This window comes from Pseudomonas fluorescens Q2-87 (assembly GCF_000281895.1).
Lineage (GTDB): Bacteria > Pseudomonadota > Gammaproteobacteria > Pseudomonadales > Pseudomonadaceae > Aquipseudomonas > Aquipseudomonas fluorescens_S.
The window spans coordinates 5,442,712-5,467,357 of sequence record NZ_CM001558.1 but is presented as its reverse complement, the minus strand read 5'-3'; the positions used below and the strand labels follow the sequence as shown (position 1 = coordinate 5,467,357).

At 63.4% G+C, this 24,646-nt stretch carries 25 protein-coding genes; 16 read left to right on the top strand and 9 right to left on the bottom strand.

Annotation, left to right across the window (positions count from 1 at the left end; all coding sequences use genetic code 11):
- The first annotated feature begins 72 nt into the window (after positions 1 to 72).
- Positions 73 to 2,160, top strand: coding sequence for a mechanosensitive ion channel family protein (locus tag PFLQ2_RS03760; protein ID WP_003185973.1), 2,088 nt, complete (start codon positions 73 to 75; stop codon positions 2,158 to 2,160).
- A 129-nt stretch (positions 2,161 to 2,289) separates the two neighbouring features.
- Here PFLQ2_RS03760 and PFLQ2_RS03765 read toward each other — a convergent pair whose 3' ends face one another.
- Positions 2,290 to 6,603 (bottom strand): DEAD/DEAH box helicase, encoded by a 4,314-nt coding sequence (locus tag PFLQ2_RS03765; RefSeq protein ID WP_003185970.1) that lies wholly within the window; start codon positions 6,601 to 6,603, stop codon positions 2,290 to 2,292.
- 291 nt (positions 6,604 to 6,894) lie between these two features.
- Between PFLQ2_RS03765 and PFLQ2_RS03770 the strand changes: the two genes are divergently transcribed.
- Positions 6,895 to 7,779, top strand: a complete 885-nt coding sequence (locus PFLQ2_RS03770) for a sugar nucleotide-binding protein (protein WP_003185968.1) — start codon at positions 6,895 to 6,897, stop codon at positions 7,777 to 7,779.
- Positions 7,772 to 8,701 carry an NAD-dependent epimerase/dehydratase family protein gene (locus tag PFLQ2_RS03775; RefSeq protein ID WP_003185967.1) on the top strand — a complete coding sequence of 310 codons (930 nt, stop codon included), beginning with the start codon at positions 7,772 to 7,774 and terminating at the stop codon, positions 8,699 to 8,701. The genes PFLQ2_RS03770 and PFLQ2_RS03775 overlap by 8 nt, the downstream gene beginning before the upstream one ends.
- 139 nt (positions 8,702 to 8,840) lie before the next feature.
- Here the strand turns inward: PFLQ2_RS03775 and PFLQ2_RS03780 are convergent, their stop codons facing one another.
- The 5 genes from PFLQ2_RS03780 to PFLQ2_RS03800 all read right to left on the bottom strand — a co-directional run bounded on the left by PFLQ2_RS03780 (position 8,841) and on the right by PFLQ2_RS03800 (position 13,090).
- Positions 8,841 to 9,539 carry an OmpW/AlkL family protein gene (locus PFLQ2_RS03780; RefSeq protein ID WP_003185965.1) on the bottom strand — a complete coding sequence of 233 codons (699 nt, stop codon included), beginning with the start codon at positions 9,537 to 9,539 and terminating at the stop codon, positions 8,841 to 8,843.
- 257 nt (positions 9,540 to 9,796) lie between these two features.
- Positions 9,797 to 10,315 (bottom strand): DUF3299 domain-containing protein, encoded by a 519-nt coding sequence (locus PFLQ2_RS03785; protein WP_033046312.1) that lies wholly within the window; start codon positions 10,313 to 10,315, stop codon positions 9,797 to 9,799.
- A gap of 11 nt (positions 10,316 to 10,326) precedes the next feature.
- The gene (locus tag PFLQ2_RS03790; protein ID WP_003185960.1) at positions 10,327 to 11,592 is read right to left on the bottom strand and encodes an ABC transporter permease; all 1,266 of its coding nucleotides are present in this window, start codon (positions 11,590 to 11,592) and stop codon (positions 10,327 to 10,329) included.
- A 1-nt stretch (position 11,593) separates the two neighbouring features.
- Positions 11,594 to 12,304, bottom strand: a complete 711-nt coding sequence (locus PFLQ2_RS03795) for an ABC transporter ATP-binding protein (protein WP_033046311.1) — start codon at positions 12,302 to 12,304, stop codon at positions 11,594 to 11,596.
- Positions 12,305 to 12,502: 198 nt separating this feature from the next.
- The gene (locus PFLQ2_RS03800; RefSeq protein ID WP_003185957.1) at positions 12,503 to 13,090 is read right to left on the bottom strand and encodes a DUF2796 domain-containing protein; all 588 of its coding nucleotides are present in this window, start codon (positions 13,088 to 13,090) and stop codon (positions 12,503 to 12,505) included.
- A gap of 129 nt (positions 13,091 to 13,219) precedes the next feature.
- On the opposite strand from PFLQ2_RS03800, the gene PFLQ2_RS03805 reads away from it, so the two are divergent.
- Positions 13,220 to 13,600, top strand: a complete 381-nt coding sequence (locus PFLQ2_RS03805) for a hypothetical protein (protein WP_033046310.1) — start codon at positions 13,220 to 13,222, stop codon at positions 13,598 to 13,600.
- 28 nt (positions 13,601 to 13,628) lie between these two features.
- On the opposite strand, the gene trxA is transcribed toward PFLQ2_RS03805, so the two are convergent.
- The 3 genes from trxA to PFLQ2_RS28230 form a co-directional block, all read right to left on the bottom strand.
- Positions 13,629 to 14,501, bottom strand: coding sequence for a thioredoxin (gene trxA, locus PFLQ2_RS03810; protein ID WP_003185953.1), 873 nt, complete (start codon positions 14,499 to 14,501; stop codon positions 13,629 to 13,631).
- Positions 14,502 to 14,697: 196 nt separating this feature from the next.
- Complete coding sequence (locus PFLQ2_RS03815) at positions 14,698 to 15,354, bottom strand: class I SAM-dependent methyltransferase (protein ID WP_003185950.1); 657 nt, start codon at positions 15,352 to 15,354, stop codon at positions 14,698 to 14,700.
- Positions 15,351 to 15,815 (bottom strand): YbaY family lipoprotein, encoded by a 465-nt coding sequence (locus PFLQ2_RS28230; protein ID WP_033046308.1) that lies wholly within the window; start codon positions 15,813 to 15,815, stop codon positions 15,351 to 15,353. Before PFLQ2_RS28230 ends, PFLQ2_RS03815 begins: the two co-directional genes overlap by 4 nt.
- Before the next feature lie 127 nt (positions 15,816 to 15,942).
- Here PFLQ2_RS28230 and nrdR point away from each other — a divergent pair, with 127 nt between their 5' ends.
- The 12 genes from nrdR to PFLQ2_RS03875 all read left to right on the top strand — a co-directional run bounded on the left by nrdR (position 15,943) and on the right by PFLQ2_RS03875 (position 24,628).
- A complete protein-coding gene (nrdR, locus tag PFLQ2_RS03820; RefSeq protein WP_013694316.1) occupies positions 15,943 to 16,407 on the top strand; it encodes a transcriptional regulator NrdR in 465 nt (154 codons plus the stop codon).
- On the top strand, positions 16,404 to 17,537 hold the full coding sequence (gene ribD / locus PFLQ2_RS03825; RefSeq protein WP_003185945.1) for a bifunctional diaminohydroxyphosphoribosylaminopyrimidine deaminase/5-amino-6-(5-phosphoribosylamino)uracil reductase RibD: 1,134 nt from the start codon (positions 16,404 to 16,406) through the stop codon (positions 17,535 to 17,537). Before nrdR ends, ribD begins: the two co-directional genes overlap by 4 nt.
- 46 nt (positions 17,538 to 17,583) lie before the next feature.
- A complete protein-coding gene (locus PFLQ2_RS03830; RefSeq protein ID WP_003185942.1) occupies positions 17,584 to 18,261 on the top strand; it encodes a riboflavin synthase in 678 nt (225 codons plus the stop codon).
- A gap of 16 nt (positions 18,262 to 18,277) precedes the next feature.
- Positions 18,278 to 19,369: a bifunctional 3,4-dihydroxy-2-butanone-4-phosphate synthase/GTP cyclohydrolase II gene (ribBA, locus tag PFLQ2_RS03835; protein WP_003185940.1), complete on the top strand. Its 1,092-nt coding sequence runs from the start codon at positions 18,278 to 18,280 to the stop codon at positions 19,367 to 19,369.
- Positions 19,370 to 19,460: 91 nt separating this feature from the next.
- On the top strand, positions 19,461 to 19,937 hold the full coding sequence (ribH, locus tag PFLQ2_RS03840; protein ID WP_003185938.1) for a 6,7-dimethyl-8-ribityllumazine synthase: 477 nt from the start codon (positions 19,461 to 19,463) through the stop codon (positions 19,935 to 19,937).
- Complete coding sequence (gene nusB, locus PFLQ2_RS03845) at positions 19,934 to 20,434, top strand: transcription antitermination factor NusB (RefSeq protein WP_003185935.1); 501 nt, start codon at positions 19,934 to 19,936, stop codon at positions 20,432 to 20,434. The genes ribH and nusB overlap by 4 nt, the downstream gene beginning before the upstream one ends.
- Before the next feature lie 18 nt (positions 20,435 to 20,452).
- Positions 20,453 to 21,418: a thiamine-phosphate kinase gene (thiL, locus tag PFLQ2_RS03850; protein WP_003185934.1), complete on the top strand. Its 966-nt coding sequence runs from the start codon at positions 20,453 to 20,455 to the stop codon at positions 21,416 to 21,418.
- On the top strand, positions 21,415 to 21,918 hold the full coding sequence (locus PFLQ2_RS03855; protein WP_003185932.1) for a phosphatidylglycerophosphatase A family protein: 504 nt from the start codon (positions 21,415 to 21,417) through the stop codon (positions 21,916 to 21,918). The genes thiL and PFLQ2_RS03855 overlap by 4 nt, the downstream gene beginning before the upstream one ends.
- Before the next feature lie 11 nt (positions 21,919 to 21,929).
- Complete coding sequence (locus PFLQ2_RS03860; RefSeq protein WP_033046307.1) at positions 21,930 to 22,688, top strand: substrate-binding periplasmic protein; 759 nt, start codon at positions 21,930 to 21,932, stop codon at positions 22,686 to 22,688.
- Positions 22,689 to 22,797: 109 nt separating this feature from the next.
- Positions 22,798 to 23,415, top strand: coding sequence for a GTP cyclohydrolase II (gene ribA, locus PFLQ2_RS03865; protein ID WP_003185928.1), 618 nt, complete (start codon positions 22,798 to 22,800; stop codon positions 23,413 to 23,415).
- Entirely contained in the window at positions 23,412 to 23,831 is a 420-nt protein-coding gene (locus tag PFLQ2_RS03870; protein WP_003185926.1) for a hypothetical protein, read from the top strand. Before ribA ends, PFLQ2_RS03870 begins: the two co-directional genes overlap by 4 nt.
- Entirely contained in the window at positions 23,831 to 24,628 is a 798-nt protein-coding gene (locus PFLQ2_RS03875) for a cobalamin-binding protein (protein WP_003185924.1), read from the top strand. The genes PFLQ2_RS03870 and PFLQ2_RS03875 overlap by 1 nt, the downstream gene beginning before the upstream one ends.
- Positions 24,629 to 24,646 lie beyond the last annotated feature (18 nt).

Below are 24,646 nucleotides of genomic sequence, written 5' to 3'. Positions count from 1 at the left end.
ACCTTTCGAGCGAACTTGCCCGCCCGTTATTGATCAGTTCCTTACCGATCCTGTGTAGAGGAGCCCCGTGTTTTGTCTCGATTGACCACCGTATTGCTGCTGATCTTGCTGACATTGAGCGGCACTGGCGCCTACGGGACCGCCGCCGTCCCCGGCACCTCGAAACCCAGCGAGGCCCCCGCCGAGCCCGAGCCGCTGGTGCAGGGCGGGTTGCTGGGCGCCATCAGTTCGAGCATCGACGACGTCCAGGACAAACTCGACCTGAACCAGAGCCTGGTAGATGCCTGGCGCCTGCGGGCGGACCGGGCGGCGGATGAAGTGGATCGGCTGGTGGACCAGACGTCCCGTTCGTCCTGGCGCGTGGCGGGGGATTTCCTGCTGCTGTCCGGCGTATGGATCGGGGCATTTGCGGTGATGTGGACGACGGCCCGGCTGTTGATCCGACATTTGAACCGTCGTCGCTGGCTGCGTACCCGCCAGCGCGTGCGGGACCTGCTCGGTTACCTGCTGCCCTATACCGTGCCGGCGCTGGTCTGCCTGCCGTTGACCCTGTACATCAGCCACTTCCTGCAGGTCTCGGTGGGCCGAGCGCTGGCGCTGTGCTTCGCCTATGCCACCAGCAGCGGTATTTTCTCCACGTCGGTGCTGCTCTGCGTGATCGTGATGTTCAACGCCGGCCACAAGCGCCGGGCCGTGGCGATGATTCGTCGCTTGAGCCCCAGGCCGCTGTTCCTGATCGGCTTCCTCGCCGCCCTCAGTGATGCGTTGACCAGCCCACAGATTGCCCGGCAACTGGGCGGCAACATCACCAGCAGCATCGCCGTGTTCACCGGTCTGTTCGCGTCGGTGATTTTCGGCTGGCTGGTGATTCGCTTGCGCCGGCCCGTGGCCCACCTGATCCGCAACCGACCGTTGGCCCAGCGCTTGAAACAGCCGGCCCTGCAAGAGTCGCTGCGGATTTTTTCCGGGCTCTGGTACTGGCCGATCCTGTTGATGGTGCTGGTGTCGGCGGTGAGCCTGATTGGCGTCGGCGAAGACAACCAGAAGGCCCTGCGTTGCGCGTTGTTCACCACGATCCTGCTGATTGCCATGGTGTTCCTGAGCACGGTGTTCCAGCACATATTCAAGTCGCCCAAGGCTGAGAAGATCCAGCGCAACAGCGCCTACAAGGGGCGTCTGTTGAGCCTTTTGCATGCCTTGCTGCGGATTGTCATGGCGGTGGCGTTCATCGAGATCCTCGGACGGATCTGGGGGATTTCGCTGTTCGAATTTGCCTCGCGCAATGCCGTGGGCCGGGCAATCAGTGATTCCCTGAGCCGCATCGGCCTGATCTTCCTGATGACCTGGCTCACCTGGGTGGTGCTCGACACGGCCATCCAGGAAGCCTTGAAGCCGCCGCTGAACAAGCGCGGCGCCCGTCAGCCCAGTACCCGGATCAAGACCATCCTGCCGCTTTTACGTAACGCGGCAAAAATCATCCTGGTGGTGATTTGTGCGATCACCACCATGGCCAACCTCGGCATCAACGTCGCGCCGTTGCTGGCCGGCGCCGGGGTGGTGGGGCTGGCGATCGGTTTCGGCTCGCAGCAATTGGTGCAAGACGTGATTACCGGGCTGTTCATCATCATCGAAGACACGCTGTCGATCGGCGACTGGGTGGTGCTCGACTCCGGCCACGCCGGCACCGTCGAGGGGCTGACCATCCGCACCTTGCGCCTGCGTGACGGCAAGGGCTTCGTGCATTCGGTGCCGTTCGGCCAGATCAAAGCCGTGACCAACCAGTCGCGGCAATTTGCCTTTGCGTTCTTCTCCGTGCAGTTCACCTACGACACTGACGTGGACCAGGCCATCGAGCTGATCCGCGAAGCCGGCCGCTCGATTTCCGAAGACCCGTTCCTCAAGTTCAACCTGCAAGGGCCGTTGGATGTGTTTGGCGTGGACCGCATGGACCTCAATGGCGTGGTGCTCACCGCCCAGTTCCGCACCGTGTCCGGTGGCCAATATGCGGTGAGCCGGGCGTTCAACCAGCGTTTGAAAAAGCTTGTGGATAACCATCCGGCGGTGCACTTCGCGCAGACTTATCCACAGCAGGTGGTGTTGCCCAAGCGGTTAGTGGAAGAGCCAAAAGAAGAAGGAGGAGAGGTGCCTGAGCAACCTTAATAGTTGCTGAGCTTAGTAGTGAGGCTTATGTCCCCTTCGCGAGCAAGCCCGCTCCCACACTGGAACTCCATCCACCGCAAATCAATTGTGGGAGCGGGCTTGCTCGCGAAAGGGCCAGCCCAGACACCCTCAACCTTTCTGGATCAGCTTGTTCCGGACCTCAGCCATCCCTTGAGCATCCAACTCCATCCAGAAATGCTGCTTGCCAGCAATCTGCGCCGCCACCGGCAACCCATCCCGATAAACCAGCCGATTGCTCGCCAACGCCGGCACCTTCGCCCCCGGCAACAGGGTGCCGGCCAGGTTCAGCGGATCGACGCCGCACACCACGACCAGGCTGCCATCGGTGGGGCGGCGACGTACTTCGCGCAGCACCGGGATGGCTTCGGGCAGGGCGAATTGCTCGCCTGCGAGGCCGCTGACAAAACGCCCGCCACGGATTTCGCCCCGGGCCTCCAAACGATGAAAGGTGCGCAGCAACTCGCGCCAGCTCGGCAGCCAATCGGCTTCGCGTTCCAGCAAGCGCCAGAACACCACGCCGTAACGGCGCAGCAGGGTCATGGCAATGTGTTCCAGAGTCTCTGGCGGTGTCGGCGCGGGGCGGTTGCCTTCCATGGGCGCAGGTTGGCTGCGGCGTAGCAAGGCCCAGCGCCCGGCGTCGTCCATGCCACCGACAAACGCCCCGCGCCCGCTCCGGCTGCTGCGGGCCTGGCGTTTGCTGGCGGGAGTGATCAGCGCCCGCAGGCCGGCGAAACTGTCAGCATTCACCAAGCCGGCGCCCACCAGTTCCTGCAAGGCGATTTCCAGTTCGCTGCGCAGCAGATGGGCTTCGTGCAACAGCTCATCGAAAAACAGCGCCCCGTGCTCGCTGAGGGCCTGGTGGACTTTTTGCGTCTTGGGCGAGAGTTCGCTGACCGGCACTTGCTCGGCCAGGCTGCTCCACAGCGCAACCTGGTTGCGCGGCAGCAACACCACCGGCGTGCTGCGCAGGGCGCTGGCCGAAAGCTTCTGCCGGGCGCTCAGGCGTGTCCAGACCCACTTGCCGCTGCGACACAACTCATCGAGCCAGCTTGACGAATAATCCTTGATCCGTGCGGGTAGCAAGTCGCTGTCCCAGGCCGAAGCGGCGGCGGGATAGCCCTCGAACTGGCTGATGATCGACGGCAGCACGGCGTTGCCTCGGCCTTGGGAGGAGGGCGACAGATGCTGCCAGTCGAACAGGAAACGCATGAAGTCCTGCAACATCACCGGCTCGATCTCTCGACGCAGGCGCTTGACCGTGTAGCGATGGATGCGCGCCAGCAAATGCCGCTCGCACCACTCTTCCTGGCCGGTACCCGGCGTGAAGCGGCCGCGCAGCACGTAGCCTTGCTGTTCGAGTTGCGCCAAGGCCTGGGTCACTTGTGACGTCGATAACCCCAGCGGATAGGCGATGGCCATCAACGGCAGCGGGCCAAAGGCGCTGAGCCGTGCGCGCAGCACTTCCACCACAGCTTCGTCGCTGCTCCAGGTTTCATCGAAACCGGCCAAAGGCGTCAAGGGCGGTTGCCATTGGGCTTGTGGATAAATCCCTTGCAGGCAGGTCAGGCGCTCCAGCGCTACCCACAGGCCACGCTCGGCGCTGATTTGCACATGGCTGGCGCGACCGCCTTCGGCCAGGGTCTGTAACCAATCGAGCCACGGCTCGTGGGCGCTGGCCTCGCTGTCGGCGATGCACGCCAGGCTCATCAGCGCTTCGTGCATTTCATCGAGATTGGTGGGGCTCGGCCAGGCCTCATCGCGAACCGACTGGATGGCTTCGGCGTCCAGTGCACCCAGGTCATCGGTGGACTGTGGATCGCTCCAGCGCCGGTTGATCACTGCCTGGGTGCGGCGTTCTTCCAGCGGTGCGTCGTCGAGAAAGGTATAGGGCCGGGCGCTGAGGATTTCTGCCGCCAGCGGCGAGGGTGCCGGCAGGTCGCGGCTGATCAGGCGGATCTCGCCCGCTTCCATGCGCCGCAACAGCGCCAGCCAGCCCTCGCTGTCCATGGCCTCGTGCAGGCAGTCGTCGAGGGTCTGCTCCACTAAGGGATGGTCGGGAATCTCGCGTTCGCCGGCGAGGTTTTCCAGGCAGGCGATCTGATCGGGAAACACGCTGGCGATCAGGTCTTCGCTTTTCATCCGTTGGATCTGCGGCGCCACTTTGCGCCCGCCGGTATAACGCGGCAACGCCAGGGCCACGCCGGCGTTCCAGCGCCAGCGCACGCCAAACAGCGGCGCATCCAGCACCGCCTGGACCAGGATCTGCTCGGCGCTGCGGCTGTTGAGGTAACGCCAGACTTCGTCCAGCTCGAAGCTGTGGCTGGTGGACAGTGACAACACGATGGCGTCTTCGCTGGCGGCGGCCTGCAATTCGAAATTGAAGGTGCGGCAGAAGCGCTTGCGCAAGGCCAGGCCCCAGGCGCGATTGATGCGGCTGCCGAAGGGTGTGTGGATGATCAGTTGCGTGCCGCCGGACTCGTCGAAAAACCGCTCCATCAACAACGTGTCCTGGGACGGCAAAGCGCCAAAGGACAGGCGTGCTGGCGCGAGGTAATCCACCAGTTGTTCGGCACTGGCCAGGTTCAGTTGCAAGGTGCCGGTCAGCCAATCCAGGGCCGGTTGCAGATTGCCTGGCGTGGCGCCGAGCAGTTGATCGAGCTGGGCTTGCAGGCGCGCCACGGCCAGGGACAATTCGGCGCTGCGTCCCGGGGCTTCACCGAGCCAGAACGGGATGGTCGGCGGCTGCCCTTGGGCGTCCTCGACCCGCACGCGACCGGTCTCGACGCGAATGATGCGATACGAGGTATTGCCCAACTGGAACACGTCGCCGGCAATGCTCTCCACCGCGAAGTCTTCGTTGACGCTGCCGATGTTCAGGCCCTGGGGCTCGAGCAACACGCTGTAGTCGGCGTTGTCCGGGATGGTGCCGCCGCTGGTCACCGCCGTCAGTTTGCTGCCCCGGCGCCCGCGCAAGGTGCGGGTCACGGCGTCCCGGTGCAGGTAGGCACTGCGCACGCCCTGACGGCCGTTGAGACCTTCGGCGAGCATCTGCAACAACGCCTGGTAATGCCCTTCATCCAATTCCGCGTAGGGGGACGCGCGGCGGAAGGTTTCCAGCAGCGCCTGTTCCTGCCATTCCTGGCAACTGACCTCGGCGACAATTTGCTGGGCCAGCACGTCCAGCGGCGCGTTGGGGATGTGCAAGATGTCCAGCTCGCCACGGCGCACGCAGTCGAGCAGGGCGGCGCACTCGATCAGATCGTCGCGGGTGGTGGCGAACAGGCGGCCCTTGGGCGTGCCGCCGACCTGGTGCCCGGAGCGGCCGACCCGTTGCAGAAACGCCGAGATCGAACGGGGCGAGGCGATCTGGCACACCAGGTCGACGTCGCCGATATCGATGCCCAGCTCCAGGGAGGCGGTGGCGATCAACACCTGCAACTCGCCGCGCTTGAGGCGTTGCTCGGCGTCGAGGCGAAACTCCTTCGCCAGGCTGCCGTGGTGGGCTGCGACGGCATCCTTGCCCAGGCGCTCGCTCAAATGCCGGCTCAGGCGTTCGGCCAGGCGTCGGGTGTTGACGAATACCAAGGTAGTGCGATGTTCCCGGGCCAGCTCGGCGAGGCGGTTATACACCAGCTCCCAGACGTCATTGGCCATCACCGCCGAGAGCGGCACGGGAGGCACTTCGATGTCCAGGTCCCGAGGGCGGGCATGGCCAATGTCGACGATTTCGCAGGTTCGCCCTTGTCCCACAAGAAAGCGTGACACCGCTTCGATGGGTTTTTGCGTGGCGGACAGGCCGATGCGTACCAGCGGTTCGGCGCACAGCGCTTGCAGGCGTTCCAGGCTCAATGCCAAGTGACTGCCGCGTTTGCTGGCGGCGATGGCGTGGATCTCGTCGACGATCACCGTGCGGGTGCTGGCGAGCATCTGCCGGCCAGAATCCGAACCCAGCAGCACGTAGAGCGATTCGGGCGTGGTCACCAGGATGTGCGGCGCGGTCTTGCGCATCGCCGTGCGTTCTTTCTGCGGCGTGTCGCCGGTGCGCACCGCGGTGGTGATGTGCAGGGGCGGCAGGTGCATTTGTCGCAGCTGTTCGGTGATGCCGGCCAGCGGGTTTTGCAGGTTGATCCGGATGTCGTTGCTCAGCGCCTTGAGCGGCGAGACGTAGACCACCAGGGTCTGGTCCGGCAACCCGCCCTGTTCCAGGCCGCGGTGCACCAGGTCGTCGAGCACGGCGAGAAACGCCGTCAGGGTCTTGCCCGAGCCGGTGGGCGCCGCCACCAGGGTCGAACGGCGCTGGCCGATCAACGGCCACGCCTGGGCCTGCGCGGCCGTGACCGCCGGGAATGTCTGGCTGAACCAGGCGCGGACGGCGGGGTGAAAGCCTGCCATGGCGTGGTCGGCTGCAAGGGGCAAATTCATGAGGCAGTGTATGCGGGCGGGGTGGGGAGGATGCAAGTGTTGGCTGATCTCCATTGCCTGGAAGGGCCCTTTCGCGAGCAAGCCCGCTCCCACAAAGGATCTTGAATGTGCATGCGATCTCTGTGGGAGCGGGCTTGCTCGCGAAGAGGCCATCAGGAACAACGAAACTACGGGATCCACACTTTACGGGTGACGGTTGCGCACTAAACCCGCAAAATGCAACGATTCCGGCTACGCCTGCGGGCGTTGTCGACCAAATTCTTGTGCCAATAGACTGGGCCTGCTGACTTTATGCGAATGCGCCTTATGTTACTGGGCGGCGGAAATGCCCTTGGGCAGGCGCTGATTCGCCTCGGTGCAGAAGAAGACATCGGTTTTCTTGCCCCCCGCCCGCCCGAAGACGGTTGGGATGCCGCGAGCCTGACGCAACTGCTCGACGACACCCGGCCGGACGCCTTGATCAACCTGGCGTACTACTTCGACTGGTTCCAGGCCGAAGCGGTGAGCGAACAGCGCCTGGCCGGCCAGGAGCGCGCGGTCGAGCGTCTGGCCGAACTGTGCCAGCACCACAACATCGTCCTGTTGCAGCCGTCGAGCTATCGCGTGTTCGACGGTTCCCGCGCCACCGCCTACAGCGAAAAGGACGAACCCGTGCCCCTGGGCCTGCGTGGCCAGGCGCTGTGGCGGATCGAACAGAGCGTACGTTCCACCTGTCCGCAACATGTGCTGCTGCGTTTCGGCTGGCTGCTGGACGACAGCGCCGATGGCATCCTCGGGCGTTTCCTGGCCCGGGCCGAACTGCCCGAAGCGCTGCTGCTGGCCGACGACCGGCGGGGCAATCCGACGCCGGTGGACGATGCGGCGCGGGTCATCATCTCGGTGCTCAAACAACTCGATTGCGCGGCGCCGCTGTGGGGCACTTATCATTACGCCGGCCACGAGGCGACCACGCCGCTGGCGCTGGGGCAGGCGATTCTCACCGAAGCCCGTGCGCTGCATCCCCTGGCGGTAGAAGCGCCTACGCCCCAGGCCCACGCCGCACGGCCGGACGCAGCGGAAGAACCGCAGCACGCGGTGCTGGCCTGCAAGAAAATTCTGCACACTTTCGGGATCAAGCCCCGCGCCTGGCGCGCGGCACTCCCAGGCTTACTGGATAGGTTTTATCGCCATGGCTGAAGGCCCTGTTTTAATCACCGGCGGTGCGGGTTTCATTGGATCGCACCTGACCGACGCCCTGCTTGCCAAGGGACATTCGGTACGCATCCTCGATGACCTGTCCACCGGCAAGCGCAGCAACCTGCCGCTGGATAACCCCGCTGTCGAACTGATCGAAGGCGACGTCGCCGATGCCGCGCTGGTGGCCCGGGTCATGTCCGGTTGCAGCGCCGTGGCGCACCTGGCCGCGGTGGCCTCGGTACAAGCCTCGGTGGACGACCCGGTGCGCACGCACCAAAGCAACTTCATTGGTACGCTGAATGTCTGCGAAGCCATGCGCCAGGTCGGTGTGAAGCGGGTGCTGTTCGCTTCCAGCGCAGCGGTCTACGGCAACAATGGCGAAGGCCAGTCCATCGACGAAGAAACCCCGAAGGCGCCGCTCACGCCGTATGCCTCGGACAAGCTGGCCAGCGAGTTCTACCTGGATTTCTATCGCCGCCAGCACGCCCTGGAACCGGTGGTGTTCCGCTTCTTCAACATCTACGGGCCGCGTCAGGATCCGTCCTCGCCGTATTCCGGCGTCATCAGCATCTTCAGCGAGCGGGCACAGAAAGGCCTGCCGATCACTGTGTTCGGCGACGGCGAGCAGACCCGGGATTTTGTCTACGTCGAAGACCTGGTGGACTTGCTGGTGCAGGCCATCAAAAAGCCTGAGGTGGAAGTCGGAGCGGTGAACGTCGGCTGGAACCAGGCCACGACGCTCAAGCAAATGCTCAAGGCCCTGGCCGAAGTGGTGGGTGACTTGCCGCCGATCAGCTACGGCCCGGCGCGCTCTGGGGATATTCGCCATTCGCGGGCTGACAATCGTCGGCTGGTGCAGCGCTTCAGCTTCCCCCAGCAGACGCCGCTGAACGTGGGGTTGGCGCGGTTGCTGGGCCGCTGAGTTTCCAGCAGCCACAAAACCCACTGTGGGAGCGGGCTTGCTCGCGAATGCGTTCTGTCAGTCACCTGTTAAGTGACTGACCCACCGCATTCGCGAGCAAGCCCGCTCCCACATGGATTGTGTCGCTATCGAGTCGCGGTCAGAACTTGTAACCCAACCCCACCATGTAGATCCACGGGTCGACATCGACATTCACCTTGGCCCGGGTACCGCCGGCCACGGCGTTGTTATCCACATACGCGGTGGTGTCGATGTCGATGTAGCGAATCTGGCCGTTGATCATGATGTTGTCGGTCAGCATGTAGTCAGCGCCCACTTGCCACGCCATGCCCCAGCTGTTGCTTGCGCGAAAGTTGCTGAAACCGTTGGCACTGGCTTCGCTGCCGACGTGTTCGTCGTAGATCCAGGTGTAGTTGATACCGGCGCCGACATAAGGCTGGAAGGCCGATTTGGCGTCCAGTGGGTAGTAGACCAGGCTCAGGGTCGGCGGCAGGTGCTTGAGGGTGCCGAGCTTGTTGTTGGCCGCGCCCAGGGCGGTGCCTTTGATTTTCACGTCATGCTCGAACGGCGAGGCCGCCAGCAACTCGATGCCCCAGTTGTTGGTGATCATGTAGGCGAAGTTCAGGCCCAATTGCGTGTCGCTGCTCATGGTGGCCTTGCCGCCCAGGTCGGCGCCGGCCAGCGGGCCACGGTCGACCTTGACGCTGGAGCTGTCGGCTTCAGGATTGACGGTAATGGCACCGGCGCGAACGATGATATCGCCAGCGGTATGGGCCTGGGCGATCGGGGCGGCGAGCGCGAGGGCGACGAGGGAAGCGCTGAGCAAGAACTTGTGCATGGGGGCTCCAAAGGGCATCTAAATTTGATGTCCCATCGTACGAAGCCGTCTGCCCCGGTCTTTTGACTCAGCTCAATGAGTCTTGGCCGATTAATTGACTCAGCTCAATAAATCATTGATGAGTAAACTTTGAGGGCCCTTTCGCGAGCAAGCCCGCTCCCACAGTTTGGCCGCATTCCTACTGAAAAAACGCGGTCGACTGTGGGAGCGGGCTTGCTCGCGAAAGCTATGTGACAGGCAATAAACAATAGCCGGATTCACTCCGGCAACTCATACACATAAATCTTCTCGGCTTCCATCTGATACCCGGCATCGGCCAGTTCGCTGGTGGACGGCTTGACCTGCATTGCCCCTTCGACCCAATACGGTTGGTACAACTCGTCGAGCTTGACCCCCACCTCGCTTTTCACATGCACGATCTGATTCGAGGGCGGCGGCGGCACATGGATGCAGGCGCCGAAATATGGCACCAGCAAGAAATCCGTGGTGCGACCTTCCTCGCTGACTTCCAGCGGCACGATGTAGCCCGGCAAACGGATCTGCTGGCCGTCGAGGGCCTTGACCACCGGGGCGTTGGGTAAATCCTGCTTGGCTGCCGGTGCGGCTTCGGCGGCCAGGGCATCGCTCATTTTCGACAGGTCGTGCAGCGGCGTCATGTTCGGCACTTCCGGCGGCGCGTCCGGGGGGATCATTTCCGACCAGGCCAAGTCCCTCGGCTCGGCCGCCCACAGCGGCAAGGCGACCATTAGTAACAGCGCAAGCAGGGCGCGGGGCATTTTCAACGTCCTCATAAGCGGATCGACAGGCCGTCGGCCAACGATTGGCGATAGGCGCGCCAGGCCGGCACGCTGCCCATCAGCAGGGCGGCGACCAGAATGCCAGCCATCAGCGTCCATTCATATTCGCTCGGCCAACCCAGCGGCAAGTACAAGCCATAGGCCGACTGCACGTAACCCTGGGCGGCGGCGATGCCGATGTACAGCAAGGCCAGCCCGGCGACCACTCCAGCCAAGGCCAGGGCGAAGGCTTCCAGCACCAGCAGGGTTGCGATGTGCCAGGGCCGCGCACCCACTGAACGCAAGATGGCCATTTCCCGGCGGCGCTCGTTGAGGCTGGTAAGAATCGCCGTGAGCATGCCGATCAACCCCGTCAGCACCACGAACAGCGAAATCACGAACAAGGCTTTTTCCGCCGTGCCCATCAGGCTCCACAACTCTTGCAGCGCCACGCCGGGCAGGATCGCCAGCAGCGGTTCACCCCTGAACTCATTGATCTCGCGTTGCAGGGCGAACGTGGAAATCTTGCTGTTGAGGCCGAGCATGAACGCGGTGATGGCCTGGGGCGTGAGGTCCATGTTGCGAGCTTGATCAGCGCTGATGCGACCGTTGCCCTGGGCCGGCACGCCGTTCTTCCAGTCGATGTGGATCGCCTCCATGCCGCCGAGGCTGATGTGCAACGTGCGGTCCACCGGGGTGCCGGTGCGCTTGAGGATGCCGACCACGGTGAAAGGCTTGTCGTCATGCTTGACCAGGCTGACCACTGCGACGCCATGAGCCAGCACCAGTTTGTCGCCGAGCTTGTAGTGCAGCGCCTCGGCCACTTCGGCGCCGAGCACCACTTCGAACGGGTCAGTGGCGAAAGCCCGGCCTTCGGCCAGTTCCAAGTGTTGCTGGCGGCCGTACTGGTAGTGCTCGAAATAAGCCTCGGTGGTGCCCATCACCCGGTAGCCGCGATGGGAGTCGCCGAGAGACATGGGAATCGCCCACTTCACTTTCGGGTTGCTGGCGAAATGTTCGAAGCTGTCCCAGCGGATGTTGTTGGTGGCGTTGCCGATACGGAACACCGAGTACAGCAGCAGGTTAACCGAACCTGAGCGCGCGCCGACGATCAGGTCGGTGCCGCTGATGGTGCTGGCGAAACTGGCCCGTGCCTCGGTGCGCACGCGCTCCACCGCCAGCAGCAGACACACCGAAAGGGCGATCGCGAAGGCGGTGAGCAGGGCGGTGAAGCGGCGGTTCGCCAGGCTGGCCATGGCTAGACGGAGCAAATACATCTCAAACCTCGAGTGGCGTGGCGGCGCGATTGAGATCGGCCAGCGACAGGTTGCGGTCGAACAGCGGCGCCAGGCTCTGGTCATGGCTGACAAACAGCAGGCTCGACCCGGCCTCGCGGCATTCGGCGAACAACAGCCGCAGGAAGTTTTCCCGGGCGTCGTAGTCCAGGGCCGAGGTCGGTTCGTCGGCGATCACCAGTTCCGGTTGGCCGATCAGCGCCCGGGCGGCCGCGACCCGCTGTTGCTGGCCGATGGACAGCGAGTCGGCGCGCCGTTCCAGCAGGTTCGGATCGGTCAGCCCCAGGTGAGCGAGCAAGGTGGCGGCGGCCTGATCGACGCTGCCGTGACGTTGCAAGGCCCGTTGCGCACGCAGCTTGGAAAAGTGACAGGGCAGCTCGACGTTCTCGCGCACCGAGAGAAACGGCAGCAGGTTGAACTGCTGGAAGATGTAGCCGGTGTGGTCCACACGAAAGCGGTCGCGACTGCCGGCGCTCAGTTTGCTGAGTTCCTGGCCGAGCAGGCGGATGCTGCCACGGTCCGGTGTCTGCACACCGCCCAGAAGCCCCAGCAGCGTGGTCTTGCCGCTGCCGCTCGGGCCCTTGAGGAACAAGGTTTCGCCGGCCTCCAGGCGAAACGCCGGGATATCCAGCAGCGGTGGATGCCCGGGCCAACTGAAGCCCAGGTCGGACAGTTCGATGAGTGCTTGGGTCATGTTTGCCGATTTCACAGATTGAATACCTGTGGGTGCGGGCTTGCTCGCGAAAGCGGTATATCCGTCGACATTCAATGTTGAATGTTCCATCGCCTTCGCGAGCAAGCCCGCTCCCACATGGATGTGTGGCGAACCCTGATTTTGCATTCACAGCAGATCAGCTGTAGGAGCAGGCTCCCACATGGGTTTTGCAGTAGATCAGAATTTCAGGGTTGGCGCCTTGGCCGTCACTTCAACACCTTGCTGGCCGCTCGGGCTGATCAGTTGTACCTGGATTTTCTGGGTGGCCGGGAAGGTCTTGAACAGTGTCGCCAGGTCCAGGTTCTTCAAGGTACCAGGGGCGGCGCAGGTGAACTGGTAGTGGGCGTGGATTTCACTGTGTTCGTGATGTTCATCGCCATCGGCGTCTTCATCGTGGTCGTCGTGTTCCGGTTCATCGCCAAACAACGGGCTTTCCAATTCCTGCTGGGCCACGGTGCAGTTGGCGGCGGCGGGTAGGTTGAACAATGCCAATGGCTTGTCCAACTGCGCACGGACGGCGGCGACCTTGGCCTTGTCGGCATCGCTGGTGGCGGCGTGTTCGAAGCCCACCAGGTTCATCGCCGGGCTTTCCAGCTCCAGCTCCAGGGTCTGGCCGTCCAGGGCGGCGTTCAACCGGCCGACGCCGTGTTCGTGGGCGCCGAGGCTGCCATGCTCGTGGTCATGGTCATGGTCATGCTCGACGGCCGCATGGGCGACAGCCAGGGGCAGCAGGGCGAACGGCAGGGCAAGAAGCAGACGACGCATGACAAGTCTCCGGAAATGAATAATGTGTTATGTAATCTTATAACGAAAGTGCGGAGAGTTTGACCGCCTGCTTGGCGTCGCGCAAGGCCCATGGGAGCATGCGCACATGAAATATTCAGGAGCACGATGATGTTGCGGATACGCGGAACCATCGGCGAGTGGCCGGTGGACTTGTCGATCGAAATGGATGAAGGCGACTGGGCGCAGCTTGGCGCGCAGTTGCAGGCGGTCAAGCCCGACGCCACGACAGCCCCTGCGGCCAGGCCAGCGAATCAGGACGACGCGGTGTGGCAGATCGCCAAGGAACTGCTGCGCAAGGCCGGGCAGTTGAGCGGCCCGGACCTGCTGGAACAGCTCGAAGGCCTGACCGGCAGCGCATCGGCGGGCAAACGCTTATTGGTGCGCCTGCGCCACAGCGCCGAGGTCAAGGTGCTGAGCGGCGGCGATACGCCGCTCTATAGTTGGGTGGGAGAAGAAGCTGCAAGCTACAAGCCGCAAGCTTCAAATTAAAGCCGTCTTGCCGCTTGCAGCTGCTCCTCTAGTACAACGCCGCGAACAGCTTGCGGCGATAGGTCGTCACCAGCGGATGATCGTTGCCCAGCAGTTCGAATACTTGCAGCAGGGTCTTGTGGGGCAGGCCTTCGCTGTAGCTGCGGTTGCGCACGAACAGTTTGAGCAACGCATCGAGAGCCGCTTCGTATTGCTGGCGCGCCAGTTGCTGGATCGCCAGTTGATACACCGCTTCGTCGTCCTGTGGATCTTTGGCCAGGCGCGCCTTGAGGTCGGCGGCGTCCGGCAAGTGCTTGGCCAGGCCGAGGAACTGGATCTGCGCCTTGGCGCCTGCCAGTGCGGCTTTATGCTCATCGCTCTTGACCGCGTCGAGCACGGTCTGCGCTTCGTCCAGTTCGCCGCGTTCGGTCAGGCAGCGGGCATACAGGATCAAGGCCTTGGCATTGGTGTTGTCTTCACCGAGCAACACCGTGAGCAACGCTTCGGCGTCGGCGAAACGGCCGTCGTCGAACATCGCCTGGGCCTGTTCGAACGGGTCGGCGGCGGCAGGCGGTGGCATCTGCACGTGGGGTTCGAGCATCGTGCGTACCGCCGATTCCGGCTGGGCCCCGGCAAAACCGTCGACGGGCTGGCCGTCCTTGAACAACACCACCGTGGGCAGGCTACGAATGCCGAAGCGGGCGACGATGTCCTGTTCGATGTCGCAGTTCACCTTGGCCAGCAGCAGTTCGCCCTGATAGCTCTCGGCGATGGTTTGCAGCATCGGCATCAAGGCTTTGCACGGCGCACACCACTCGGCCCAGAAATCCACCAGCACCGGTTTGTGGAAGGAGTTCGCGATCACCGACTGGTCGAAATCGGCGGTGGTCGCGTCGAAGATGTAAGGCGTGTCCTGGGTCATGGGAATCTCGTAGAACGCTTGAATGGGGCAACTATACGGCTTGGTGGGGGGTGGCTGAAAGCGGTGAGGTTTTCGTCTTGTGGTGTTTGATAGGACGCCTTCGCGAGCAAGCCCGCTCCCACACGGGACCTGCGCCTGAACGCTAATTTTGTATCCACGGAGATCGAATGTGGGAGCGGGCTTGCTCGCGAAGCTTTTAGGTTCGGCTCGCGTGGTACAGGCTCACATGCCGAAACTCCTCGGGTTCGGCCAGGTCCGGCAAGGTCATGGCTTCAAGCATGTCGACGCGCCGGTACAGCGGATGCTGGAAATCCCGCACCCGGGAATCGGCCACCAGGGCCTCGCGGCCGCGGCTGAGAAAGTGGTCGAGCAGCGGCAGGTTGGCCCGGTCATAGAGCACATCGGCCACCAGGATCAGGTCGAAACGATCGGCCTCGGCGAAAAAGTCCGTCGAATAACCCAGCTCCACGCCGTTGAGCGCGGCGTTGGCCCGGCACGCGGCGATCGCCAGCGGGTCCAGGTCGCAGGCCACCACCTCCAGCGCCCCAGCCTTGACCGCCGCAATGCCCGCCACCCCGGAGCCGGCGCCAAAATCCAGCACCCGCTTGCCCGCGACCCACTGCGGCTGTTCGGCCAGATAGCGCACCATCGCCAGGCCGCTGGCCCAGCAGAAGCTCCAATAGGGCGGCTCATGAAGGATGCGTCGAGTCTCTTCCGGGCTGAAGGCGCGGTCCATGTTGTCGCCATCGATCAGCCACAACTGCAAGTCGGTTTCGGGCAGCGGGCAGGTCACCAGGCGCGCATCGCCCAACAACTCACTCAACGCGTGTTGCAGGTCCTGCGGTGCCTTCATGGCGCTTTGACAAATTGCAGGGCGCCCAACGCCTGGGTGGTCGGTTGCGTGATGCGTTGCTCCGGCAAGTGCAGGATCAATTGGCCGGACTGGCTGGCGCGGCCGCGCAGTTCCACCCGGGCACCGACCGGGAAGGCTTCCGGATTGAAGCGCAGGCGAAAGGGCAGGGCCTGGTTGGTGCCGATCAGGCTGGAGCTGGCGAGCAGTTGCTGCGGACGGTCCTTGTCATCGATCACCAGCAACGCCAGTTCCACTTCGGCCCCAGCCGGTACACCTTGCAGTGTGCCGCTCAATTCACGCTGGTACGCTGGCAATGGTCCCAGCTCCGCAGCCTGGCGGGCTTTTTCCTGGGCCTGCTTCGGGGCTGGCGCTGGCGCCGGTGCGGCGGGTTTGGGGGCGTCGCTGCTGCACGCCATCAGCAGGCTGAAAAGACTGAGCAAAACGAGCGTTCGTAGCGGCATGTGTGGCTCCAGCAAGGTAAATTCCATGGATCTGACGGTAAGCCCGTCTGTATACCGTAAACCCTATGGCTTGTCTTGCCAGTGGGATGCGCTACCATGGCCCTCCCTTTTTTTGTTGCCTGCCACCATGCACTGTCCCTTCTGCGGTGCCAACGACACCAAGGTCATCGACTCGCGACTGGTCGCCGAGGGCGAACAAGTCCGCCGCCGGCGCGAATGCCTGGCCTGCGGCGAGCGTTTCACGACGTTCGAGACCGCCGAACTGGTGTTGCCGCGCCTGATCAAAACCGACGGCAGCCGCCAGCCGTTCGACGAAGAAAAACTGCGCGCCGGCATGCAGCGCGCCCTGGAAAAACGCCCGGTGAGCGTCGAGCGCCTGGAGGCGGCACTGGTGCACATCAAGCACAAGCTGCGGGCGACCGGCGAACGCGAGGTCAAATCCCTGGTGGTCGGAGAGCTGGTGATGGCCGAACTGCAGAAGCTCGATGAAGTCGCCTACATCCGTTTCGCTTCGGTGTACCGGCGCTTCCAGGACCTGAACGAATTTCGCGAAGAAATCGACCGCCTGGCCCGCGAACCGGTGAAAGAATGACCGTTTCGGCGCAACAGGCCATCCTCGATGCTCACTATATGGCCCGCGCCCTGGAGTTGGCGCGGCGCGGTCACTACACCACCCACCCCAATCCCCGGGTCGGCTGCGTGATCGTGCGTGACGGCGAGGTGGTGGGTGAAGGCTGGCACATCCGCGCCGGCGAGCCCCATGCCGAAGTCCATGCCTTGCGCGCCGCCGGCGTGAAGGCCCGGGGCGCCACCGCCTACGTAACCCTGGAGCCTTGCAGCCACCACGGGCGCACGCCGCCGTGTGCCGATGCGCTGGTCAATGCTGGCGTGGCGCGAGTGGTGGCAGCGATGCAGGACCCGAACCCGGAAGTTGCCGGGCGCGGCCTGCAGCGGCTGGCCCAGGCCGGCATTGCCACTGAAAGTGGCGTGCTGGAAGGCGAAGCGCGCAAGCTCAATGAAGGTTTTCTCAAACGCATGGAACACGGCCTGCCGTTCGTGCGGGTCAAGCTCGCCATGAGCCTGGATGGCCGTACCGCCATGGAAAGCGGCGAAAGCCAGTGGATCACCGGCCCCGCCGCACGTTCGGCGGTGCAACGCTTGCGGGCCCAGGCCAGTGTGGTGCTGACCGGCGCCGATACGGTGCTGGCGGACAACGCCCGGCTGACCGTACGCGCCGATGAACTCGGGCTGGATGCCGAGCAGACCGCGCTGATCATGAGTCGTCCGCCGCTGCGGGTGCTGGTGGACGGTCGCCTGCGGGTGCCGCTGGATGCGCCGTTCTTCAAGGCTGGCCCGGCGCTGGTCGCCACGTGCATGGCGGTGGAAGAACAATACGCCAACGGTCCCGAATGCATGATCGTGGCAGGCGATGACGGTCAGGTCGATCTGCGTCGGCTGCTGGTGGCGTTGGCTGCCCGGGATGTCAATGAAGTGCTGGTGGAAGCCGGTCCGCGCCTGGCGGGGGCTTTCGCCCGGCAAGGGCTGGTGGACGAATTCCAGATTTTCATCGCCGGCAAGTTCCTTGGCTCTTCGGCGCGACCGTTGCTGGATTGGCCGCTGGCGCAGATGAAAGATGCCCCGGAACTGAAAATCACCGAAATCCGCGCCGTGGGCGATGACTGGCGAGTCATCGCCGTTCCCGTTCCGCTGGCGAGCGTATAATTCCCGGCTTTCGCGCAAGCGGCGGTCCGTTCTCGAGGAGGACTCCATGTTTACCGGCATCATCGAATCCATCGGCAGCATCCGTGCACTCACCCCCAAGGGCGGCGATGTGCGGGTCCACGTCGAAACCGGCAAGCTCGACCTGAGCGACGTCAAGCTGGGCGACAGCATCGCGGTCAATGGCGTGTGCCTGACTGCCGTCGAACTGCCGGGCAACGGTTTCCTGGCGGACGTCAGCCGCGAAACCCTCGACTGCACCGCCATGAACGATCTCAAGAGCGGCAGCCCGGTCAACCTGGAAAAAGCCCTGACCCCCACCACGCGGTTGGGCGGGCACTTGGTCAGTGGCCATGTCGACGGTGTCGGCGAAGTGGTCTCGCGTAGCGATAACGCCCGGGCCGTGGAGTTTCGTATTCGCGCGCCGAAGGAACTGGCCAAGTACATCGCCCATAAAGGCTCGATCACCGTCGATGGCACCAGCCTGACGGTCAACGCCGTGGACGGGGCCGAGTTCCTGCTGACGATCATTCCCCACACCCTGAGCGAAACCATCATGGCTTCGTACCAGCCCGGTCGCCGGGTCAACCTGGAAGTCGACTTGCTTGCCCGTTACCTGGAGCGCCTGCTGTTGGGAGACAAGGCCGCAGAGTCTGACCCTTCACAAAAGCGGGCCGGTAACATCACTGAAAGTTTTCTGGCCGCCAACGGCTACCTCAAATCCTGACCCAAGGGGGTGCCGCGTGGCGCTCAATAGCATCGAAGAACTGGTTGAAGACATCCGCCAAGGCAAGATGGTCATCCTCATGGATGACGAAGACCGCGAGAACGAAGGCGACCTGATCATGGCCGCCGAATGCTGCAAGGCCGAACACATCAACTTCATGGCCAAGCACGCCCGTGGCCTGATCTGCATGCCGATGACCCGCGAGCGCTGCGAGCTGCTGAAGCTGCCGCTGATGGCGCCGCGCAACGGTTCCGGGTTCGGCACCAAGTTCACCGTGTCCATCGAGGCCGCCGAGGGCGTCACCACGGGTATCTCTGCCGCTGACCGCGCGCGCACCGTACAAGCGGCCGCCGCGAAAGACGCCAAGGCTGAAGACATCGTCAGCCCCGGTCACATCTTCCCGCTGATGGCCCAGGCTGGCGGCACCCTGGCTCGCGCCGGCCACACCGAGGCGGCTTGCGACCTGGCGCGCATGGCCGGTTTCGAGCCAAGCGGCGTGATCTGCGAAGTGATGAACGACGACGGCACCATGTCCCGTCGCGCTGAGTTGGAAACCTTCGCCGCCGAACACAACATCAAGATCGGCACCATCGCCGACCTGATCCACTACCGGATGATCCACGAACGTACCGTTCAGCGGATTGCCGAGCAGCCGCTGGACAGCGAACTGGGCCAGTTCAATCTGGTGACCTACCGCGATTCGGTGGAAGGCGACGTGCACATGGCCCTGACCCTGGGTACCGTTTGCGCCGAAGAACCGACCCTGGTGCGCGTGCACAACATGGACCCGCTGCGCGACCTGCTGATGGTCAAGCAGCCCGGCCGCTGGAGCCTGCGGGCCGCCATGGTCGCGGTGGCCGAGGCTGGCAGCGGCGTGGTTTTGCTGCTCGGCCACCCGCTCGATGGCGACGTGTTGCTGGCGCATATCCGTGAAACCGCCGACCAGGCCGCCGTGAAAAAACCGACCACCTACAGCATTGTCGGTGCGGGCTCGCAGATCCTGCGGGACCTGGGCGTGCGGAAAATGCGCCTGATGAGCGCACCGATGAAATTTAATGCGATATCCGGTTTCGATCTGGAAGTTGTAGAATACGTGCCCTCCGAATAATTGCCCGGGATTTTCCGGCCCTGTATTCGTGGCTAATATCACTGTAGGAGCGCGTATAGAACGCGCTCTGGCTCTTTAAGAGATCTGACGAATGACCCTGAAGACCATCGAAGGTACCTTCATCGCCCCCAAAGGCCGCTACGCTCTGGTAGTGGGCCGTTTCAACAGCTTCGTGGTTGAGAGCCTGGTCAGCGGTGCGGTCGATGCCCTGGTTCGCCATGGCGTGAGCGAAAGCGACATCACCATCATCCGTGCGCCTGGCGCCTTCGAAATTCCGCTGGTTGCGCAGAAAGTCGCTCAAAAGGGCGAATATGCGGCGATCATCGCCTTGGGTGCGGTCATTCGTGGCGGTACTCCGCACTTCGAATACGTGGCCGGCGAATGCACCAAGGGCCTGGCCCAGGTCTCCATGGAATTCGGCGTGCCGGTCGCTTTCGGCGTGCTGACCGTTGATTCCATCGAGCAAGCCATCGAACGTTCCGGCACCAAGGCCGGTAACAAAGGTGCCGAAGCTGCCCTGTCCGCCCTGGAAATGGTCAGCCTGCTGGCGCAGTTGGAGGCCAAGTGATTAGCGACGAAAGCGATCGTTTCAACCCGCGCGATCCCAAGCCAGCCGATGCCGGCAAGCCTTCGAAAAGCGTCAAGCGTCGCGAAGCCCGTCAGCTCGCGACCCAGGCGCTGTATCAATGGCACATGGCCAAGCAATCGCTGAACGAGATCGAAGCGCAATTTCGGGTCGACAACGATTTCAGTGATGTCGATGGGGCGTATTTCCGCGAGATCCTGCACGGGGTTCCGCAGTTCAAGACCGAAATCGACACCGCGCTCACGCCTTGCCTGGACCTGACCATCGAAGAGCTGGACCCGGTCGAATTGGCGGTCCTGCGTCTTTCCACCTGGGAACTGCTCAAGCGCGTCGACGTGCCGTACCGCGTGGTAATCAACGAAGGGATCGAGCTGGCGAAAGTCTTCGGTTCCACCGATGGCCACAAGTTCGTCAACGGCGTGCTCGACAAACTGGCCCCGCGCCTGCGTGAAGCTGAAGTGAAGGCGTTCAAGCGCTGATCGGCGCTTGTTATCCCAATGGGTGAGTTTGAGCTGATCCGCAACTACTTCGCTGCCGCGCCGTGTGCGCAGGGCGGCGAGGGCGTTGCACTGGGAATTGGCGACGACTGTGCCTTGCTGGCCGTTCCCGTTGGGGAACAGCTGGCGGTGTCCACCGACACGCTGGTGGCGGGTGTGCATTTTCCAGACCCGTGCGACCCGTTTCTGCTCGGCCAGCGCTCGCTGGCCGTGGCGGTCAGTGACCTGGCCGCCATGGGGGCCAGCCCTTTGGCCTTTACCCTTGCCCTGACCTTGCCGACGGTGACCGCCGATTGGCTGCAAGCCTATGCCCGTGGTTTGAACCAGATGGCCCAGGCCTGTGGCGTGACGCTGGTGGGAGGGGACACCACGCGCGGGCCGCTGAGTCTGACTTTGACCGTATTCGGCCGCGTGCCGTCCGGCCAGGCCTTGACCCGTAGCGGTGCGCAGCCCGGCGATGTGCTGTGCGTCGGCGGCGAACTGGGTAATGCCGCCGGTGCGTTGCCGCTGGTGCTGGGCGAGCGTAACGCCGAACCCGCCATCGCCGAGCCCTTGCTGGCCCATTACTGGTCACCCCGGCCACAACTTGACCTGGGCCTGGCGTTGCGGGGCAAAGCCACAGCGGCGATGGATATCTCCGATGGCCTGCTGGCCGATTGCGGACATATCGCCCAGGCCTCCGGTGTGGCGATAAAGGTTGAACGGGACCGGCTACCGCTGTCCAACGCTTTACTGACGTTCCTGGGCCGGCCGGGCGCACAGCATGCCGCCCTGAGCGGCGGTGACGATTATGTGTTGTTATTCGCCATGCCGCCGACCCGGCTGTCAGTGTTGCAGGCCGAAGGCTGGCCAATCCACATGATCGGCAACGTACTGGCCGGGCACGGCGTCACGCTGGTCGACAGCGTCGGGCGCGGCATCACCCCGCAAGTACGGGGTTATCAACATTTTCGGGAGACACCGTGACAGATCATCCCAATCAGGTCCCGGCGGAATTCGTTCCGCCCTCGGTCTGGCGCAATCCCTGGCATTTCATGGCCTTCGGCTTCGGCTCGGGCACCTTGCCTAAAGCACCGGGTACCTGGGGTTCGCTGGTTGCGCTACCCTTCATACCGTTGTGGCAGATGTTGCCAGATTGGGGCTATTGGCTGATGCTGGGCATCACCATGCTGTTCGGCTTCTGGCTGTGCGGCAAAGTGGCGGATGACCTGCGGGTGCACGACCATGAAGGTATCGTCTGGGACGAGATGGTCGGCATGTGGATCACCCTGTGGCTGGTGCCGGAAGGCTGGTACTGGCTATTGGCGGGCTTTCTGGTGTTCCGCTTCTTCGATATCCTCAAGCCATGGCCGATCCGCTGGATCGACCGGCATGTGCACGGAGGTGTGGGCATCATGCTCGATGATGTATTGGCCGGGGTCTTCGCCTGGCTGGCAATGCAAGGATTGGTGTGGTGTTTCACCTGAGGGAACCAGGCATGGGCGTAAGCCGCGCACTACTGTTATTGCTATGTCTCGGGGGCTACCTTGGCGCCGGAGTGGCTGAGTCGGCGCCGCTGCCGACCAAGATTCGCGCGGCCAGCGAGGAGTGGGCCGACTACACCCAGGCTGATGGCAAGGGCATGGCGTGGGACATCCTGCGCGAGGTGTTCGAACCAGAAGGCGTCAAGCTGGAGACCCGCAGCGTGCCGTATACCCGCTCGATCGGGCTGGTACAGCGCGGGGAGGTCGACGCGCAGGTGGGCGCCTATCGCGATGAGACCGAGGGGCTGATCTACCCTAAATGGCACTACGACGTCGACCATATCTATGCCCTGGGGCTGGCGTCCAAGCCATCGCCGACCTTGGCGACCATCGGCAATTATCGGCTGGTATGGATGCGCGGCTACGAATACAACAGCTACCTGCCCAATATCCGGCGCTTCAATGAAATCCACCGTGCCGTGGGCATCCTGCCGATGCTGGCCCATGACCGCGCCGATTTTTATATCGATGCGTTGATGGAAATCCAGCAAGTGCTCGCCAAGGCGGACAATCCCCAGCAATACAAGCTCTCGCCGCTGATCAACCTGCCCCTCTACCTGGGCTTCGCCAACACCGAGAGTGGGCGTGCGTTGAGCGAGCTGTTTGACAAGCGCATGGCCGATCTGGTGAAAACCGGGCAGTTGAAACCGATTTTCGAACGCTGGAAGCAACCCTATCCCTTCGACGAAGACGGCAAGCCACCCAAGCCCTGATCAAACTTTTCGATGGTTATGGCCGACAATTCAGCCTAAGCGCCGGTCGGGTCGTGCTGTTACAATGCCCGCCTCTGCGAATCTCCAGTACTAGATCAGGAGCACACCGGTGCCTGTCGTTTTTGTTGCCGCTTCCAAGCTGCCAACGCCGTTTGCGCAATTCACCATGCATGGTTTTCTCGATGAAGCCACCGGCCGCGAGCACGTTGTGCTGAGCCTGGGTGATTTCGCCGACGGTACCCCGGTGCTCGGCCGCCTGCACTCCGAGTGCCTGACGGGCGATGCCCTGTTCAGCCAGCGTTGCGATTGCGGTTCCCAGCTCGAGGCCGCGCTGCAGGCCATCGCCCGCGAGGGCCGTGGCGTGCTGCTGTACCTGCGCCAGGAAGGTCGCGGTATTGGCCTGTTGAACAAGATCCGTGCCTACGAGCTGCAGGACGGCGGCGCCGACACCGTGGAAGCCAATGAACGCCTCGGCTTCGCTGCCGACCTGCGTGACTACAGCATCTGCTTGCCCATGCTGGAACATCTGGGCGTGAAATCCTTGCGCTTGATGACCAACAACCCACGCAAGGTCAAGGCACTGACCGACATGGGCATCGTCGTCGCCGAGCGTGTGCCGCTGCACACTGGCCATAACCCGCACAACAAACTCTACCTGGCGACCAAGGCCAGCAAGCTCGACCACATGATGGGCAACGAGCACCAGGGCGAGGTCGACCGGGCGTGACGCGCAGTCAGGTCCGGCGGCGGCTGTCCGTCAGTTGGTGGCAATACCTGGCGCTGGCCTTGCTGCCGCTGTTCGTGATCAACGCGGTGTTCGGCCAGGGCGAAGCGATTTTGCCGGTGCTGGCGATGCCGCTGTTCATCGCGGGCGTGGCGTCGATGTTTGTCAGCCTGCGCTTCTTCGGGCCTTACAAACATGCCTTGGTCGCCACCCAGAAAGCCCTCGACACACCGGAAGAACCCCAGGCCTGGATTGCCCTGGCGGCCCGCCGTCGCGCTGCCTTCCTGGCCGCCGGCCTGCCTGCCTGGGTCGGTGCGCTGGCGGTGTTCGTCGGCCTCGAAGCGGTACCGTTGATGCTGCTGGCGTTGTCCACCGCTGTGTTGTTCTACCTCTATCGTATCCCGCGACAGCTCGGCTGATGGGGCGCTGGCTGGCGCTCCTGCTGCTGGCCGTCAGTGCCTCGACGGTGGCGGCGCCTCGGGTTGTCAGCCTGGCGCCGTCACTCTCTGAAATCGTCGTTGAGCTGGACTCCGCCGATCTGCTCGTTGGCGTGCTGGATGGCGGTGAGCGTCCATCGGCGCTGAAGGATCTGCCTTCGGTCGGGCGTTATGGGCAACTGGACATGGAGCGTCTGCTCAGTCTCCGGCCCGATCTGCTCCTGCTCTGGCCCGGCAGTATCGGCCCGGCCCAGCGTGAGCAGCTCAAGGGCCTGCACATCCCGGTTTATATCGCCGAGCCCCACGGTCTCGATCAACTCATCCAGCAAATCGAAGAAATTGCCGCGCAGCTCGGCCGCCCTGAGCGCGGTGTGCAGCGGGCGGCGCAGTTGCGCGAGCGTCTTGAGGCGTTGCGTCAACGTTATCGGCGTGACACACCGGTGCCGGTGTTCTATCAAGTCTGGGACCGGCCGCTGTACACCGTCGGGGGCGGGCAGATCATCAGTGATGCACTGGCCGTATGCGGCGCCCGTAGCGTCTTCGCCGACCTGAGCCTGCCGGCACCGCAAGTGAGCGTGGAGTCGGTGTTGCAGCGTAATCCGCAAGTCATCCTGGCGACAGACCAGGCCCAACTCGACGCTTGGAAAGCCTGGCCGCAGTTGGCCGCGGTGGCGCAGGGGCGGTTGTTGCGGGTCAACGATAAAGGGCTTGAGCGACCCAGTGGCCAGATGATCGAGGCAACGGCGGGGTTGTGTGGGCTGATCGCGCCAGATCGATAGACCGCAGTGACTGCTTCG

Coding starts and splice junctions, on each gene's coding strand:
- PFLQ2_RS03765 (WP_003185970.1), bottom strand. CDS start 6,603: ATGAATTTGCCCCTTGCAGCCGACCACGCCATGGCAGGCTTTCACCCC.
- PFLQ2_RS03770 (WP_003185968.1), top strand. CDS start 6,895: ATGCGAATGCGCCTTATGTTACTGGGCGGCGGAAATGCCCTTGGGCAG.
- PFLQ2_RS03775 (WP_003185967.1), top strand. CDS start 7,772: ATGGCTGAAGGCCCTGTTTTAATCACCGGCGGTGCGGGTTTCATTGGA.
- PFLQ2_RS03780 (WP_003185965.1), bottom strand. CDS start 9,539: ATGCACAAGTTCTTGCTCAGCGCTTCCCTCGTCGCCCTCGCGCTCGCC.
- PFLQ2_RS03785 (WP_033046312.1), bottom strand. CDS start 10,315: ATGCCCCGCGCCCTGCTTGCGCTGTTACTAATGGTCGCCTTGCCGCTG.
- PFLQ2_RS03790 (WP_003185960.1), bottom strand. CDS start 11,592: ATGTATTTGCTCCGTCTAGCCATGGCCAGCCTGGCGAACCGCCGCTTC.
- PFLQ2_RS03795 (WP_033046311.1), bottom strand. CDS start 12,304: ATGACCCAAGCACTCATCGAACTGTCCGACCTGGGCTTCAGTTGGCCC.
- PFLQ2_RS03800 (WP_003185957.1), bottom strand. CDS start 13,090: ATGCGTCGTCTGCTTCTTGCCCTGCCGTTCGCCCTGCTGCCCCTGGCT.
- PFLQ2_RS03805 (WP_033046310.1), top strand. CDS start 13,220: ATGTTGCGGATACGCGGAACCATCGGCGAGTGGCCGGTGGACTTGTCG.
- trxA (WP_003185953.1), bottom strand. CDS start 14,501: ATGACCCAGGACACGCCTTACATCTTCGACGCGACCACCGCCGATTTC.
- PFLQ2_RS03815 (WP_003185950.1), bottom strand. CDS start 15,354: ATGAAGGCACCGCAGGACCTGCAACACGCGTTGAGTGAGTTGTTGGGC.
- PFLQ2_RS28230 (WP_033046308.1), bottom strand. CDS start 15,815: ATGCCGCTACGAACGCTCGTTTTGCTCAGTCTTTTCAGCCTGCTGATG.
- nrdR (WP_013694316.1), top strand. CDS start 15,943: ATGCACTGTCCCTTCTGCGGTGCCAACGACACCAAGGTCATCGACTCG.
- ribD (WP_003185945.1), top strand. CDS start 16,404: ATGACCGTTTCGGCGCAACAGGCCATCCTCGATGCTCACTATATGGCC.
- PFLQ2_RS03830 (WP_003185942.1), top strand. CDS start 17,584: ATGTTTACCGGCATCATCGAATCCATCGGCAGCATCCGTGCACTCACC.
- ribH (WP_003185938.1), top strand. CDS start 19,461: ATGACCCTGAAGACCATCGAAGGTACCTTCATCGCCCCCAAAGGCCGC.
- thiL (WP_003185934.1), top strand. CDS start 20,453: ATGGGTGAGTTTGAGCTGATCCGCAACTACTTCGCTGCCGCGCCGTGT.
- PFLQ2_RS03860 (WP_033046307.1), top strand. CDS start 21,930: ATGGGCGTAAGCCGCGCACTACTGTTATTGCTATGTCTCGGGGGCTAC.
- PFLQ2_RS03875 (WP_003185924.1), top strand. CDS start 23,831: ATGGGGCGCTGGCTGGCGCTCCTGCTGCTGGCCGTCAGTGCCTCGACG.